The following is a 15,043-nucleotide window of genomic DNA, read 5'->3' on the forward strand; positions in this document are numbered from 1 at the left end:
CCCCCTGAAAAGTGGTCCTCCGTGAAGTCGGTTATTGAGCCGTTGGAGAGGACGTTGGAATGCCCCAGAAGAAGCATAAGCCCGAAGAGATCGTCGCGAAGCTGCGCCATGTCGATGTTCTGCTGTCGCAAGGAAAATCGGTTAGCGATGCGGTTCGCACGATCGGCGTGACGCAGTTCACGTATTACCGCTGGCGCAAGGAGTTCGGCGGCCTGAAGGGTGACCAGATGAAGCGGCTGAAGGAGCTCGAGAAAGAGAACGACCGGCTGCGCAAGGCTGTGTCGGAGCTGACGCTCGAGAAGCTGATCCTGAAAGAGGCTGCCTCGGGAAACTATTGAGCCCCGCCCGTCGTCGTCGCTGCGTCGACCATGTCGTGGCGAAATTCTCCATCTCAGAGCGGCTTGCCTGCAAGGTTCTTGGCCAGCATCGCTCGACCCAGCGCAAGAAGCCTTGCGGCCGTGCAGATGAAGAGGCGTTGACCGCCGACATCATCCGGCTCGCTTCCCGGCATGGCCGCTATGGCTATCGCCGAATCACGGCGATGCTGCGGTCGGAGGGATGGACGGTCAACGCCAAACGCGTCGAGCGCATCTGGCGGCGGGAGGGGCTGAAGGTTCCCCAGAAGCAACCGAAGAAAGGCCGGCTCTGGCTGAATGAGGGATCGTGCATCCGGCTTCGGCCGGAGCATCCCAACCATGTCTGGTCCTACGACTTCGTCGAGGGCCGGACCCTCGATGGCGGAAAGTTCCGCATGCTCAACATCATCCACGAGTTCACTCGGGAGCGCTTGGCGATCCGGATCGGTCGCAAGCTCAACTCGACCGACGTCATCGACGCTCTGTCGGACCTAGTCATCCTACGCGGTGCGCCGGGCCATGTTCGTTCCGATAACGGTCCGGAGTTCATCGCCAAGGTCGTGCGGGAATGGATCGTGGTCGTTGGCGCAAAGGCCGCCTTCATCGAGCCGGGCAGCCCATGGGAGAACGGCTCTTGCGAGAGCTTCAACTCGAAGCTTCGCGACGAACTGCTCAACGGCGAGATCTTCTACAGCCTCGCAGAGGCCAAGGTCATCATCGAGGCATGGCGGCGCTGCTATAACATCGAACGGCCGCACTCATCACTCGGCTACAGGCCGCCAGCACCGGAGGCCATTATCTGGCCCGCGCCGTCACGCGCGGTCAGCGCCATCATCTGCCCAGGCGATGGCCCAAAAACCCATCATGCATTAAGACTGAAACCGGACCACCTCATGGGGTCAGGCCATTTCGAGTTGTTCGCCTCAACCGAAAAATATCTCCATCGTCCACGATGGAGATCGTGCGGCGCCTCCCTCTCTCTGAGAGAATTAAAGTTAACGAAAGAGCTTGCAAAACCCCGTCCGCCAGAGCCTTCAACTCCTCAGTCGTCAGGGCCATAGGCTGAGAGGAATTCACATAGACAGACAGATTTGCTGACGCTTGAGATTGCAAGGTGACCCAATCGCTCTGCAAAATGATCCGTGGTGCGCGAAACAGCCCAAGAAGAAACCTGCAGGAGCTTGTCGCCGGGCTGGATCTGCCGCCCGACGCGGTCGGCCGGATCGCCGAGTTGATCGAGATCAAATCTCAGGGCGGGGAGGGCGCCCGGATCCGCCGTCCTCCTGAGATCGACGCGCTGATGCGCGCCGAATTCGAGGCCGCGCGTCAGACGCCTCCAGGGCCTGAGGGCCCGGATCATCGGGAGGAGGCGACGGCTCTTTTCCGGCGTCTGGTCCTCGGACGCTCCGAAGCCTGAGGATGCCCCCTCCGCATCACGTCCGCGCCTTTCGGGCGCGTTTTTCGAGGTCGATCAGGATGACTCTGGTGTCGTCGATTTCCGGCGATTGGCGGGAGATGGAGCGCCAGTAATTCTGGAGGGCGCTCTCCAAAGTTTCAACCGACTCCCTGCAACCGTCTATGGTCCAACGCCCCTGTTCTCCACGTCCCTGCCAGACGAGCAGCATCACGCCGGAGCGCGTTCCCTTGTCGCGCAGGTAATCGCCGGCGAGCTGGTTTCTCAGGCGCTCGCAGAGGCTCGGTCCCGACCACCTCTGATCCAGAAGCTTGAGTTCGATCGGAACCGGCGCCGAGGCTTGAGGGCTTTGCATCCAGATGTCAGGTCTCTGACCGTTCGGCAATTCATTCTCTTGCGCGCAGACATAGCGCCCCATCGCCTTGTCCTTCAGTCGGCCTGCGACGAGGTTCCTCATTTCGGTTTCGTCCTCAGGGCGCGCCCAGGTCCGGTAAGGGCTGTCGTCGCCGTCTTCAAGCCAGGCCTTCATATCGAGGAGGCGATCGACCGTCAGTTCGAAGAGCTGTCTGTGCGTGACAGGCGTCAGCGTCTGACTCGTCTCGAACTCCCGCACCTGTTGTGCGGACCAGAGGTCGAGATCGCCGTCTTTCTCTGCGCGGCGAAAGGCCTGCAACGCCATCCATGAGCGTAAATCCGGGATGGGGTGCGTCTCGGCGAGTTCGCGCAAGGCGACCCAAGTCGCTTTGCCAGAGAGTTCCGTCATGAGGTTGAAGAGGGCGTTTCGTCCATCTTGAGCACCATCCCTCAACTCAGGCGTATAAACACCTTTTCCTAATCGATCAATGTCCTCCTCCGCGCGAATATGCTGATGCATCAAGAGATAGAGGCGCTTGAGCTTCTCAGCCGTCCGATAGCTCCTGACGCGGGCGAAACCAGCGCCTCGTCGGGATCCGAGGAGGCTTGTGATGAAATGCTGAGCGGCGAGAGACGCATCCTCCGGCGGCGGCGCCTCCAGCCAGTTCTCAAGCTCAGGAATGCTGCTTTGCGCATCCCGATCGACCCAGAGCGCGAACCATTGCGCCTGCTCAGCAAGAGTAGCCGACGTCGCGACCTTGTTTTTCGCGAGGGCGGTGAGCCGTGTCTCGTCTGGATGTCGGCTGGCGATGGAGAGAAGATATCGCAAAGTTTCGACGTCGCGAGCTTCATTCGTCTCCAGCCAGCCGAGAATCTCTTCCGCGATGCGCTCATGCAGCCATGGGGCGTAATAGACGAGATCATGCAAGATCCGGGGCTCGACCTTGTCCTGACGCAGATCCCAATGCAATTCGGTAAGAAACGCCTCGGCGACGATCTCCGGTCGGTCTCGATAAGCCGTTTCGCACCAGATCGGAAAGCCGTTGAGCTCCCAGATCGCATAGCGCAGGGCGAGCCTGAGCTCCTCATCGCTCAGATGTGCTGGAAATCCTTCAATCTCAGCGGCTTCCATCTCCAGCCCTGACAGCCCGAAAATCAGCACTTCAGGCACGCCGTCCTTCTCATGGCCTTCCGAGACTAGGGGCGGGGTGAAATCCCGCCAATGCGCCATTGCGGCGTCCCGATAGGCTTCCGCGACGCTCTCTCCAAAAACTTCGATCAAGCCGCGCCAGTTCCCATTCGCCCATCGGGTGTAGCTGCCTCCCGGGATTTGACGCATCAGCCAAAAACGCCATGCGTCGCAGGAAGGCGGACGATTCACAAGATCAGGATCTGCTTTCAGGGCTGAGATCCAGCCTTGCCGATTCTCATCAACAATTCGTTTTTTCCTATCTCGCTCAAGTTTGCTTTTGGCGTAATGCGCGTTTTGGGCGATTTCTGCTTTGGAGAGTTTTTTCTTTGCTGTGAGAGTTTGGAGCTTCTGCTCCAACGCCTTTCGACCTTTCAGCTTCGCCTTTAAGGCCGTCATCGCCGCAGGCGGCAGATCGAAACTCCGGATCAGTCGGCAGGCCAGCGAAATCGCCACCAGCTTGTCGTCCTCCAGAGGGCGTTCATCAATGAAGCCCAGAACGCGGTTGAAGTCATCCCCGTCGAAAAAGCAATGCGATTCAAAGGCTATAACGGGCCAATCGTCGGTAAGAGCTTTCTCGGTGGTGACCAGACGATGCGTTCTTTCCGCCCCGACGCAGGTCCAGAAGAGGGCGTCGTGAAATTCAGTCCACTCCCGAATGCGCGCGCCGAGACTCTGCGCTTGATCTTCAAGGCCGATATCCTGACTCCAGAAGCGGGCGGCCGAGATCTTCTGAAGAGCCTCCATGGTCTCGATATCGAAGGCGCTGGCGCTGCGCGCAACGATCAGCCGCTCAGCCGCGCAGGCCGCCGCGCCCAGAAGCCAGATGAACTCCTGAGACAGCGGCGTCCGCCCCCCTTCCAGATGTGGAGCGCGACCCAGATGCTCATTCAGCCCCTGCAGGAAACTTGTGAGAGCCGCCTCACCGGAGGAGGTGGCGAGATCAAACCGCTCGATGAACTGGCGCAGATCCTCCGTCAGGCCGCTGATGTAAAATCGTTCGTCCGGATGCAGTTTCGCGAAGGACCCCACAAGCCTTGCGACGGTCTCCATATCTGGAGGAGCCTCCTGAACGATCACAGCCAGCAACTGACGATCGATCATCTCCTCCGCGTTCAAGAGATGGTCCCAAAGCTCTTCGGCCTGTCGGCGCGCGCCGATGGATAAGACGGCCTGCAAGGCGAAGATGCGGGCGGAGAGGCCGCGCTTCGGATCCATCGCAACGCTGGCCATAGCAGTCAGACATGCGGTCAATTTTCCCTGCCAGACGAGCCGCCCAAAGAAAACCAGAGCGCGATCATCGTTGCGATGCGCTTCGATCAGGCGCAGCGCCTCATCCTCCAGATCGGGCAAGGCGATCCGGGAGACGGCTTCATAATCATAGGCGGATCTGACATCCTGCTCTTCGGAGATGCGCCGCGCGATCTTCCGCAGAAGCTCACGCCGCTCCCCGACAGGGAGCCGAGCGACGTCGCCGCCTTCGATGGCGATCTCGGGGCTGATCTCGACCGCTTTCCTGCGGATGTCGTCATCCCACAGGATCAGCCAGGAGAGAACCGGGCGAAGGCGCGGTGGGATGATGAATTGACCGTAGGTCTCCCGGAAGAGAAGCGCTTCGACGGCGTGGCGGGCGTTGCCCTTGCTCAGATGTTCCTGGAGCCATTCCGCCGCGAGCAATTCGCGGACTTCGCGATGACGAAAGCGAACCATCCCGTAGATGGCGTCGTCGAAGACGCTGCGTTCGAGCAGAATTCTGATCTGGAGGGGATCCCAATCCGCGAGGACCGTCTCCGCGTCGATCCCCTCCTGAGCCGCGCCTCCATCCGGGATGCGCAGGCCCGCGGCGCCGGTGAAGACGACAGCCGCCGCCAGAAGTCTTGCGCCCTTGCGTGCTTGCTCCTTGCTCAAGGATTCCTGACGCCGCTGAGGATTATGCTCCGCAAGCCGCGCCTCGATCCCATACTGCAGGACCTCCAAACGGTCGCCCAGCTTTCCATGATCTCGCCATTTGCGGAGGATCTCATCAAGGTCGAAGGGGCGGCTGGCGACCGAGAGCAGATTCTTGCGGCGGATCTCGTCGACGAGATCTTCGACGCGCTCCGCTCCGCGCTTCTCTGCGAAGGTTCGGATGTTCTCTTCGGTGAACGCCTCGAGCATATAGACGTCCAGAGCGCTTTCTGTTTCTCCGCCCCCATTCTGGAACATGGCGCCGCCGTCGAAAGAATCGCCCTCCGCTCGCCGATCCCGAGGTCTGACGAAGGGCAGATGCTCCGCCAACATCGCGGCGTCGGAATGGCTGCGCCAGGCGTAGGGGCGGCTGGAGACGACGACATGCGCGCGGGGGCGAGCGTCTCGGATACGGGCGGCGAAGCGGCGGATGGCCTGCTCAAAGGCGCGAGGCGCGCTCAATCTCGCTTCATCGACGGAATCCAGAAAGAACCAGGCTTCCTCGCTTGAGGAAAGCCAGTTTTGAAAATCGGTCTCGTCGCCGATCTCGAAGGCGGAGGCGAAATCCTGGTCAATGTCTTCGATCCGGATGAAAAAGGAGATGCAACCGCCGCCCCGAAGATGTTTGGCGCGCGTCCGCATCTCATGCGTCTTCCCGACGCCTGCGCCGGCCAGAATCACACAGAGAGGACTCTGTTCAAACGCTTCCCATCCGATCGCCGCCTGTTTCTGGGCGCGACTTATGAATTCATAGCTCTCAGCGTCTTGTTTCGTTCGTGGAAGGAGCGAAAATCTGCGCGCAAGCGGGATATGCTCATGCTGTGTCAAACTATGTCTCCGAACAGATCGGCCCCCTTGGCGTCGGTCAGCGCGGGAAGAGGTCACGGATGCGGGCGAAGGGCGAGCCGGTCTCGGCGGCGCGGCGAACCTTGCCTTCCAGCACTTGCGGGAGGGGAAGCTCGCGCTCCAGCATTTCATCAAGATCGCGGCCGTCCATACAGATGATGCGCTTGCCGCGCCCGAAGGCCACGAGTCCCTCTTCGCTGAAGCCGCTGCTGCTGACGAAAAGCCCCCGCGCCCAGACCGCCTTTTGTTCGAGCTTGCCATGGAAGACATGGAGGTCGGCTGCGCCCGTCGGGCTTCCATGCCATTTCGCCTCAAGAAGATAGACGTCGCTTCCCAGTTGAAATCCGCCGTCGATCTGTTCGCCGTGGAGGCGGAAGGGATCGCGCGGCTTCAGGCCGAAAGCATCGAAGAGGCGTTTGAGAAATCCTTCGAAAGCGTAGCCGCGCGCCTGCGGAGGCAGCGACGAGATCTGGAGGAGGTCGGTTTTGATTACGGAGAAGTTTGGCGGCTGCGGGATCCCAGCCGCCGCCTGAGGCGCCGCCTCTCCGGATAATCTGCGAACCAGCGCTCGAAACCGCGCCTCAGCGTTCACTGAAGGATCGGACAGGGCCTGACGGGCGAGATATTCGGAGCGATGATCCCAGAGCGCCCTCAGGATTTGGACGGCCTCACTATCATCTCTCTCTTGCAGGAAGGCGCGCAAGCGCTTGCCTTTCGAGCCGCCATACCGGGCGTAGCGGGGATCGTCGATGTCGACGCCTGCCTCGGAAGCGAAGAATTCCGCGAAGCTCTTGTCAGAGAAGTCCAGCACGAAGCCGGGGCCTCGGATGAATTCGACGAGTTCGTCCACAAGTCGCAGATCAAGAGATCGGATGGAGCTGATGGCCGCTCTCCTGTCAGCTGTTCTCGCCTGAGGCGTTGATCAAGTCCTGAAGGGCGCTGAGATCCGCGAGGATGCGGTCGAAAGACGGAGGCTTCGCGTCGAAGATCATCGCCGCCATCGCCTTATAGTCGGCGCGGAGATCTCTGATCCGCGCCTCGCTGGGCGTGAGGCGCAGGGATCCGGGGCGGGCGGTTTCGTAGCTGGCCCATCCTGAGCGAAAAAAGACCCCCTTATGCTTCGCCACCTGCGCCAGAAGCTCAAGGTCGGCGGCCGCGGCCTTGCCCTCCTCTGATGCGAACAGCATGGCGAGGTCGTAGTAATGGCGGGAGAAATATTGGGGCGTCGGAGACTCTGCTGGGCGGTGGGCCTCCGCATGGAGCGCGGTGGCCTTCTCCCAGAACGTGCGCCGCGCCGACAAGACGGTCACGACGCAATCCGGGTCTTCGAAGAAGTCCGGATATTCCTCCGCCGCATAGGGGCGGATGACTCTTTCCTCGGTCGGCCATGGATCGCCGCGCGCGCCGAGTTCAAGTTTCACGCGTGGGGTGATGTAGCTCATGTTCGCAGAGGCGGGCGGATCCAGAGTCGGCGGGTAGAAGAAATTCACTGTCTGGGCGTCGTCCGGATCGATTTCCAGAGACCAGGCGCTGTCAGTTGGCGAACCAAGCTGTTCGGTGATGGCCGCGTGCAGGGCCGGAAGCAGTTTCTCGGCTATATGACGCTCGACGTCTCCCATGAGGTCTCCGATCAGCTGCGCGGACCTTTTACGGCTGATCCCCTCCTGATCAGGGTCTCGCTCGCCTCTATAGCCCAGCTCGGCGCGGTCGAGAGAGATGTCAATGTCTTCCGAGAAGCGGCGGATGACGTTGAAGGCCTTGGACAGAGAGGTTCCTCCCTTGAACACGAGAGCGGGGGCGTCCGTCCGGGGCAGGTGAAAGAGACGCTTCAAAGTCCAGCAGACCCAGAAATCCTTTTCGACGATGGCGTCGGCGACGCCTCTGGCGGCGGCTGTTTCGCCGAAAAGCGCCGCTCGTTCTTCAGCGGGCAGGAGCGCGACCTTATCCATGCGGCGCCTCCGGGTTGATCCGGGCTATGGCGCTGAGGCTCGGCCGCATCCAGGCCGGCGCTTGCAGAAGATGAACGGCGAGGGTCCGCTTGTCTTGATCGGAGAGGTTGCGGCTCGCCGTCCGGACGACGTCGGGCGCACGTGAAGGGCCAAGATGGCGAAGCGCCTGAACGACGGATCCGGCTGGACTTCCGGGAGCGATCAGATGTTTGGGCGAAGCTCTGCGCAGATCGATCACGCGGCGACCGAGCAGGACGCGGCGCGGAGGGCCGTCTGTCAGGTAGAGGTTCTGCGCCGGCACCTGAGTGACGAGGCCGAGCGCATTGGCCGCTCGGGCTCCATCGATCTGCAGGTTGGATCCAGTCTCCCGGGCCAAAGCTTTCGCCACATCGTCCGGCTGAGGGGAGAGAGCACCCAGCTTGGCGTGGATCTTGGGGAAATCATAGAGGCCGCGCGCCAGACGACGGAGATCTCCACCTTTGGCGAGGCGCGAAAGCGCTTGATCGATGGCGGCGCGCCCGGCCAGATCAAGAAAATCCCGGGGCGTGAAGACGCCGCCGCGTCCTTGTGCGCGGACACGTTTCAGGATCCGGTCCTGAACGGGGGGAGGGTGGATCTTGGATTTCATTGATCAGAAAATATCATAGAGTTTTCTGACAATCAATGAAGGCTTCTTGATGCGCTCTGAGTTTGCCGGAGGCTGATTTCGTTCCTTGGACGGCCATTGGCTCAGTTTCCAGAACTGCATAGAAGTTGGCCTCGGTAGAGGTCGCAGGATGTTCCCGATCGGTTTGAAGAGGCGGCGGTTGTTGAACCAATGGGGGGCGTATTCGATGGTCTTGGGGCAGCGCCAAGGTCCGCGATGGGCCTTGAGTAGCCAGTTGGGCAGGGTCCACGCTGGAGGCCGACTTCTGCGTCGAGGCGTTGAATGAGGCCATCCACCGCTTCGGCGCGCCGGGGATCATGAATACGGACTAGGGTTCACAGTTCACGTCCTTCGCCTGGACCGATCGGCTGAAGCGCGTTGGCGCCCGGATCTCCATGGACGGCAAAGGACGCTGCATCGACAACGTCTTCATCGAGCGCCTCTGGCGATCCCTGAAGTATGAATGCGTCTACCTGCACGCTTGGGACACAGGATCCTAGGCAAAGTCTGCCATCGGTCGATGGATGACCTTCTACAATCACCGACGGCCCCACACCGCCCATGGCGGGCAGCCGCCCGCCGGGGTCTACTTCAACAGTATCGAAATTGATCAGCAGACGAAGGCAGTAGCTTAAATCAGCCAGAAATCTGTCCAAAGATCGGGGAGTAGCTCAATACCCGAATGCTCAAGCATAAACCTGATCAACCATCGGCGCAGTAACGATTGGCAAAGAGGCACGCAGCCAGCCTCAGTTTAAGTTAGCCTCACCTTAAAGGCCTCTGCTCTGCTGCCCAATGCTCTGAGGTTGCCCTGAAGTTGTCTTCGTGTCTCAATTTCGTCGCAATCCCATAGTCGTGACAACGCCGTCAGGGTGTCGGCCACCGCCGCCGCGGGATAGTGATCCCCCGAATTTGAAGCGAAGGGCGCATCGGTTTCAGTCAATATTCTGTCCCGTGGAACTCTTTTTATCAAGGATTTGCCTCGTTTGCTCTTCAGCATCGGCAAGCCAACCGAGAACCACGCTCCCATACCAACAGCTTTGTCCGCATGCGTTAGCGATCCCGTAAACCAATGTAAGATGGCTACTCCTGCGTCGCGGTGTCGATCCAGCGCTTCGATCACCTCCCCGCTGGCATGCCTGCTGTGGATCGAGAGTACACGCCCACCGATTTTTGCGCACGCATCGAGGATGTCATTGAATACTTCCCTCTGTAGGTCGAGGTGCTTAGCATTCTCGTCGCCGCCATCTATTCCTACCTCTCCGACGTAACGGGTTTCGCCGAGCAGCCGACGGAAAAGACTGACCTCGCCATGACGCTCAGCGACGAGTTGCGGGTGCAGACCGAGCGCCGTCCTGATCCGCTTGCGCCCTTTCGCGATCTGGGCTGTCTTTGGGAACGCCTTGGGCGTGTTCGTGACCGAAAGCACGTAGGTCCCCGCAAGATCAATCTCGTCGGCGGTGAGCTCTGGGGAGGGGAATAAGTCTACGTGGCAATGGAAGTCAATCAAGTCGCGAACCCTTGGGTCTTCAGGTAGGCCGCTACCTCCTCAAGACCTCGTTTGTGGACGCCGAACCAGTTATCGCGTTCTACCGGATCGAGCGGCAAGGGTCCACTCGCAATTGCCCGCTGCTTGAGACCTCGGTCGTCACGACCTGTCGCGACCAACATGGCCATCACATCGTCTCGGATATCAGGTCGATCCCACAGCTTCTGCAGGTCCGGAAATTGATACGTGGTTGTATCGACGACCTCAGCTTTGGCGAAAGCCGCCCGCCTGATGAGGCAAGGGACGCAGTGACCGCACTGCTTGCTCTTCCGCTTCCACTTCCCGCAGGAAACCGTGTTGACAGCGGCCTGGACCACCATTTCGTTCGGCAACATCTCGCAGAGCATCTCGCCCTTGGTCATGTGCCGATATCGGTTCTGCACCCTGACGCCTAGGCCGACCTTGTCGAAAATGGTCTGGATTTGGGATAGGAAACTCGGGTGCGTGGTTCGTGTGCTATGGGAGCCAACACGACGTCGCGTAAGGGGTGCGTTCAGAGCGATGAAACCGTTCTCGGGTACGAACAGATCGATGACGCCGACCGACGGTTGCTTTGCGAGGACGGCGTTCGCCGACACGACGCCGTAGGCGAGGAAGCCGAGACTTCGTGTCCGCATCGTCGTGTCGTTTTCATTGGGACCTTTGAACACGGGATTCGCATTCGCGGCGAACCTCGGCAGTTCTCTTCCGAGTCGGGGTGCCAGATATTCCTGATAGCTCTGGTCGCCCCTGTAGGAATGGCTCACCAGTAGAGGCGTCCGCCCCTCATCTGCAAGCTGGCGTGCTCCGATGAGGCTGTCCAGGCCACCGGAGAACAGGCATGTGCAATCCGCTGATCCGATCGCGATGTGCTTCCTTAGCCTCTTAATCGCCGTTCTGACTGGCGGCCCCATCCCGCCGCCCCTGAAGGACAACGTCCAACGATCACCGCTGAGAAAATTTAATGCGTCTTCAAGGTCCTCTGCGACTTCATCCCATATTCTTGGACGAGCTAGAGGGATTTCGAGCTTGAACTCCCTTGTCCATCCATTCGCCGAAAACCGTTTGCGACTGACGAAGGTGTCGGCGGCGATGACAGCGAGCGCTATCGACAGGAAGTCGAGAGCCTTGGGATTGATGGCCACTGCGAGCCTGCGCACCGCGACTTCAAGACTCCCTCCGACCGAACCGGTCCCCGGCCGGACTGGTTTCGGACCATACAGGAAGATATGTTTGGTGTTTGCGCTGTCTGTCGGCGGTATCTCTGCCTCGTCAACATAGAAAACGAGTCTATTCATCTTAACTTTCCCATTCGCGCCAGACTTCGTCTACCGCTTCGCGCATGAAGCGATGGACGTCTGTTGTCGTCATGTTTCCAGAATTGGCCAACCGAGGACTCAGGTTCTTGTCCACGACGACACGGATGACTTCGAGTAGCTCGGCCTCCGCTTCTGATGTCCGCTGCTCGTCGGGAGCGTTGGCCCATGACCCGCCGACCTCTTCGACGATTTCCTGAAAAATTGACTGCGATAAGTATTCGCCGAGAATCCGGTTGATTGTTTCGGCATCAAGCCGACCGGGATCGAAGTCACCTTCGCCGAGAACTTCCAGCATCGCCTCGTCGATCGCCGCACGAATCCGGTCGCTGTCGCCGTTCTGGGGGGCAAGCTGTTCGGCGAGGCGTTGGCATACGACGTCCAGAGGCTGGCCTGCGAGCGACGCCTGCGACAATCCTTGTGCCGCGGCCGCGGCTCCGTCGCTACCGAGAGAATTCAGGACGTCGTAGAGCTGGCCGCCGGTCGTATAAACGGAACCGAAGCGCCAGGGGCCGACTCCGCTTCCACCCGTTGAAGTCCGGGCGTAATGGCCAAGCGATTTGCGCAGGTCGCTCCCGTCTCCACCCTTGAGATACTTCCCGAACGAAGTCCTGAAAGCCTGAAATCGTTTCGGTGGTGCGGAAGGGATCGGTGCGCCTGACTGATCATCCGCCCATGGCGGAACCATCGGCTGGTTGGCCCCAGAACCTCTCGATGACGCTGAAGTCCCCATTAGACACCACTCCCTGGCGTTCCGGTGGTCTCGTCCCTCATCAGAGCCTTCATCCACCTTGGACGGCTCGGAAGAGTCGTGATGAAGCCGACCAGTTTTTCGTGGGCAATCTCGTTACTCTTGGCGAGCAAAAAGGCCCCTCGAAAGTCATCGCGCGCTTTCGACCACTCCGGATTTCGTTTCATCGTTGCGATGATCTCGTCCATCGCCTCCCTGATTTCGGCTGCATCGATTTCCCTGATAGCCTTCTTGGAGGCAACTGAACTCAGGGTCGCGGTCTTCAGGATGACTTCAATGGCCTTCGAAGTCTTCATGCTGATGCGTTGCGGAGACATCTTGACCGGCATGGTTTCCTTGGAAAGGTAAACCGCAGGACGTAAGTCTGTGCCGCCGAGGGGAGGGTGAAGCTTGAGCCAATCCGAAACGAAGTCCGGATACTTTTGCCATTCCTTTGGAAGCTTGTCCGGAGCCACCACATCATAGGGTGCTTCAAGCTCTGCGAAGATCGAGGCTTTTCCACCGGGTGCAGCGCTGATCAAGGCGTTCAGTGTCCGGATGGCACCCTCGTCGGTGCATCGCTCGAAGAGGGCGAGCTTTGCGATGGTGGATTCATCCAGCGCCATCCCGCGGCGGCGGGCGACGAGGCCACGCATCCGCACGACATTCAGCAATCGTTTCACGATGCGTGGGTTACCGTTCACCTGTTTCGAATGCGTGAGCAGTCCTGCTAGGCGATCCATGGTTTCAAGCGTGCCGCGAAGCTCGTGACCCATCGCGATGCCTAGGCGAATTGCCACTTGGTTTACGTCGAATGGAGGGTCGTCAGACCAGCTGTGCCGTAGCTTCTCGATAAGATATGTCCGCAAGGCCTCGATTTTATCAGCGGCGACGTCGGATTTCGTGGCAGCCAGCATGAATAGATACGCTCTGACTTCTTGAAGGCCGAGTTTTGGCACACGAAGCGGTATCTGGATTAGCTTATCTAGGTAATCGGTGATGTGCTGGCTGCCGGGGTCCTTGAAATGCTTCTCGACGGACAGGCGAATCATGTCCTCGTCGGCGGCGACGATGAACGCTGTGTTCGGCATGAACAGGAAGAGGCGCATTGCCTCGAGTGTCGCGATCGCATTCGGGGGAAGGCATCGATCCAAGTTGTCAACGAAGACTATGAGACGCCGCTCGAGCTTTTCGAGCAGTGCGCTAAACTCTCTTCGAAATGCGACGATCTCCTCCGGAGCGTTACGCTTCTCCTTGGGTTTCAAAAGACCAGAGGCCTTTTTCCCCGCTTCCGCAGCGGCATCCTTCACTGCTGTGACATCGTCCTCATCGGCGGTTCCTTCCCACATCTCCTGCGCAGAGCCTGCGGCCTTCCTGAACAGTCCAAGCGTGGGTGCGCCCGCGAGCAATGCGCCTACGTCGGCCGCCACCCCAAACAACTTGAGCTTGTTCACGCGGCGGTAAAAGTCGGCTGCCTTTTCCTTCAACGAATCCGGAGCAGCTTCGTAGATAGCTTTGGCAATGACCGTCATCAGAGCAGATTTCGCTTCCTCGAAATCTTGATAAAGCCAGGCATCAAAAAATACGATAAGGTTTTTATCTTCGGATTCGAGTTGTGAGCCAATCAAATGTAGAATACTTGATTTTCCTACACCCCAAGTTCCGTAAACTCCTAGTGAAATCGGCAACATGGAATCGTCAGATATTAGATCACAGATCATTTCTGAGACTTCGGAATAGTTCAGGTAGTCTATTTTGCTTTCACTATCCGCCCACATGACTCCTCCGTACTTGAGATTAAAAGTCTGGGATCTGATTATTTGATAATCAAGGAGATCGGCCATATCGCCAGCGCAACGTGCTATTATCCACGAGATATTTTGCACGCGTCAAGAAAATCGAGTTTCGCTTAGAACGAGGCGCTCGTTTGGGCCACGCCGATCCGCGTGTCGAGCGACAAAAGCGGATCTACTTCGATGCGATATCGATTGGGTCCGGTACGTTGCCTTATGAGTTCGGGTGGTTTGGGTGATCACGCATGCGCCTATTTACAATCAAAGACTGAATTGAGATCGAAAAGCGGTTGCGACAAAACGTCAAAGTTTGAAACACGCTGGCAATAAAATAGAAACGGGTCGGCTGCAAGCCGCTCTGCAACCTATTGAAATCATTAAACATCTATGAAAAGGGTAGGTGCCAGAGATCAGTCAGGCGCGCCCCCTCCAAGCCAAACCGCTGCGCGGTGGCTGCACCAGCCTTGACTGCCCGCCTCCGCCCAGACAATTCGCTAAGGAAGTCGAATAAGGCGGGAATGGGGGTGCATGTGCTCCGCTTCCGACGAAGGGAAGCGGGGGGTAGTGGGCGGCGATCATAATCCACTGGGTTACTTTCTCTTTGGCCTTTGTGACTCATTAGAGTAGGCGTGTGACCACTCTGGCGGCGTGTGATCACATTGGTGCAACGGGTGGTTTTTGCTTCAAGGTTTTGAACTGCGGCGATTTAATTTGGTTGAATTTTTTATAAACTCCCGCATTGCAAGAGTTGTTGCGCCTGTCTCGAGAATGCAGAATGCGGATGACTGGGTTTTGAAAGTCAAGGGATAACCGGGCTCAAAAGAGGGCGCTCTCTTGAAGGCGGGCGCCTTTCTGCGCTTCAAGGCTCTTGAATTTCAGGAGAGGAGGCGTGGTCTTCGAGATGGCGAGCTTTTGTTATCTTTCGTCCGATGAGCGTCGGTGTCTGGCGGGTTGGCGTCTTGATGGGATCAGCGT

At 58.9% G+C, this 15,043-nt stretch carries 9 protein-coding genes and 2 pseudogenes; 3 read left to right on the top strand and 8 right to left on the bottom strand.

Translation table 11 applies throughout. The features are described 5' to 3' along the window. Positions 1 to 59 precede the first annotated feature (59 nt). Positions 60 to 1,226, top strand: a pseudogene (locus PHN62_RS16360) (IS3 family transposase); the annotation flags it as partial. A gap of 265 nt (positions 1,227 to 1,491) precedes the next feature. Continuing rightward, positions 1,492 to 1,773, top strand: a complete 282-nt coding sequence (locus PHN62_RS17475; protein WP_367187047.1) for a nucleotidyltransferase domain-containing protein — start codon at positions 1,492 to 1,494, stop codon at positions 1,771 to 1,773. 16 nt (positions 1,774 to 1,789) lie between these two features. Here the strand turns inward: PHN62_RS17475 and PHN62_RS16365 are convergent, their stop codons facing one another. From PHN62_RS16365 to PHN62_RS16380, 4 genes are read right to left on the bottom strand one after another with little or no spacing between them, the layout of a single operon-like run. Beyond that, the gene (locus tag PHN62_RS16365; protein ID WP_300152424.1) at positions 1,790 to 6,088 is read right to left on the bottom strand and encodes a hypothetical protein; all 4,299 of its coding nucleotides are present in this window, start codon (positions 6,086 to 6,088) and stop codon (positions 1,790 to 1,792) included. Between the two features lie 37 nt (positions 6,089 to 6,125). After that, positions 6,126 to 6,956, bottom strand: coding sequence for a restriction endonuclease (locus PHN62_RS16370; protein WP_300152425.1), 831 nt, complete (start codon positions 6,954 to 6,956; stop codon positions 6,126 to 6,128). A 46-nt stretch (positions 6,957 to 7,002) separates the two neighbouring features. Then, positions 7,003 to 8,055 (bottom strand): nucleotidyl transferase AbiEii/AbiGii toxin family protein, encoded by a 1,053-nt coding sequence (locus PHN62_RS16375; RefSeq protein ID WP_300152426.1) that lies wholly within the window; start codon positions 8,053 to 8,055, stop codon positions 7,003 to 7,005. Continuing rightward, complete coding sequence (locus PHN62_RS16380; protein ID WP_300152427.1) at positions 8,048 to 8,683, bottom strand: DUF6088 family protein; 636 nt, start codon at positions 8,681 to 8,683, stop codon at positions 8,048 to 8,050. The genes PHN62_RS16375 and PHN62_RS16380 overlap by 8 nt, the downstream gene beginning before the upstream one ends. Positions 8,684 to 8,946: 263 nt before the next feature. On the opposite strand from PHN62_RS16380, the pseudogene PHN62_RS16385 reads away from it, so the two are divergent. After that, positions 8,947 to 9,279 (top strand): annotated as a pseudogene (locus PHN62_RS16385) (transposase); the annotation flags it as partial. A 176-nt stretch (positions 9,280 to 9,455) separates the two neighbouring features. Here PHN62_RS16385 and qatD read toward each other — a convergent pair. Genes qatD through PHN62_RS16405 form a run of 4 tightly spaced genes read right to left on the bottom strand, consistent with a single transcriptional unit; the run spans position 9,456 to position 14,053 of the window. After that, positions 9,456 to 10,211, bottom strand: a complete 756-nt coding sequence (gene qatD / locus PHN62_RS16390) for a Qat anti-phage system TatD family nuclease QatD (RefSeq protein WP_300152428.1) — start codon at positions 10,209 to 10,211, stop codon at positions 9,456 to 9,458. Next, positions 10,208 to 11,527 carry a Qat anti-phage system QueC-like protein QatC gene (gene qatC, locus PHN62_RS16395; protein ID WP_300152429.1) on the bottom strand — a complete coding sequence of 440 codons (1,320 nt, stop codon included), beginning with the start codon at positions 11,525 to 11,527 and terminating at the stop codon, positions 10,208 to 10,210. Before qatC ends, qatD begins: the two co-directional genes overlap by 4 nt. A gap of 1 nt (position 11,528) precedes the next feature. Continuing rightward, positions 11,529 to 12,233, bottom strand: coding sequence for a hypothetical protein (locus PHN62_RS16400; protein WP_300152430.1), 705 nt, complete (start codon positions 12,231 to 12,233; stop codon positions 11,529 to 11,531). A gap of 44 nt (positions 12,234 to 12,277) precedes the next feature. Further along, complete coding sequence (locus PHN62_RS16405) at positions 12,278 to 14,053, bottom strand: P-loop NTPase fold protein (protein ID WP_300152431.1); 1,776 nt, start codon at positions 14,051 to 14,053, stop codon at positions 12,278 to 12,280. Positions 14,054 to 15,043 lie beyond the last annotated feature (990 nt).

Source organism: Neomegalonema sp., from assembly GCF_028688855.1.
Classification (GTDB): Bacteria; Pseudomonadota; Alphaproteobacteria; order Rhodobacterales; family Rhodobacteraceae; genus Neomegalonema.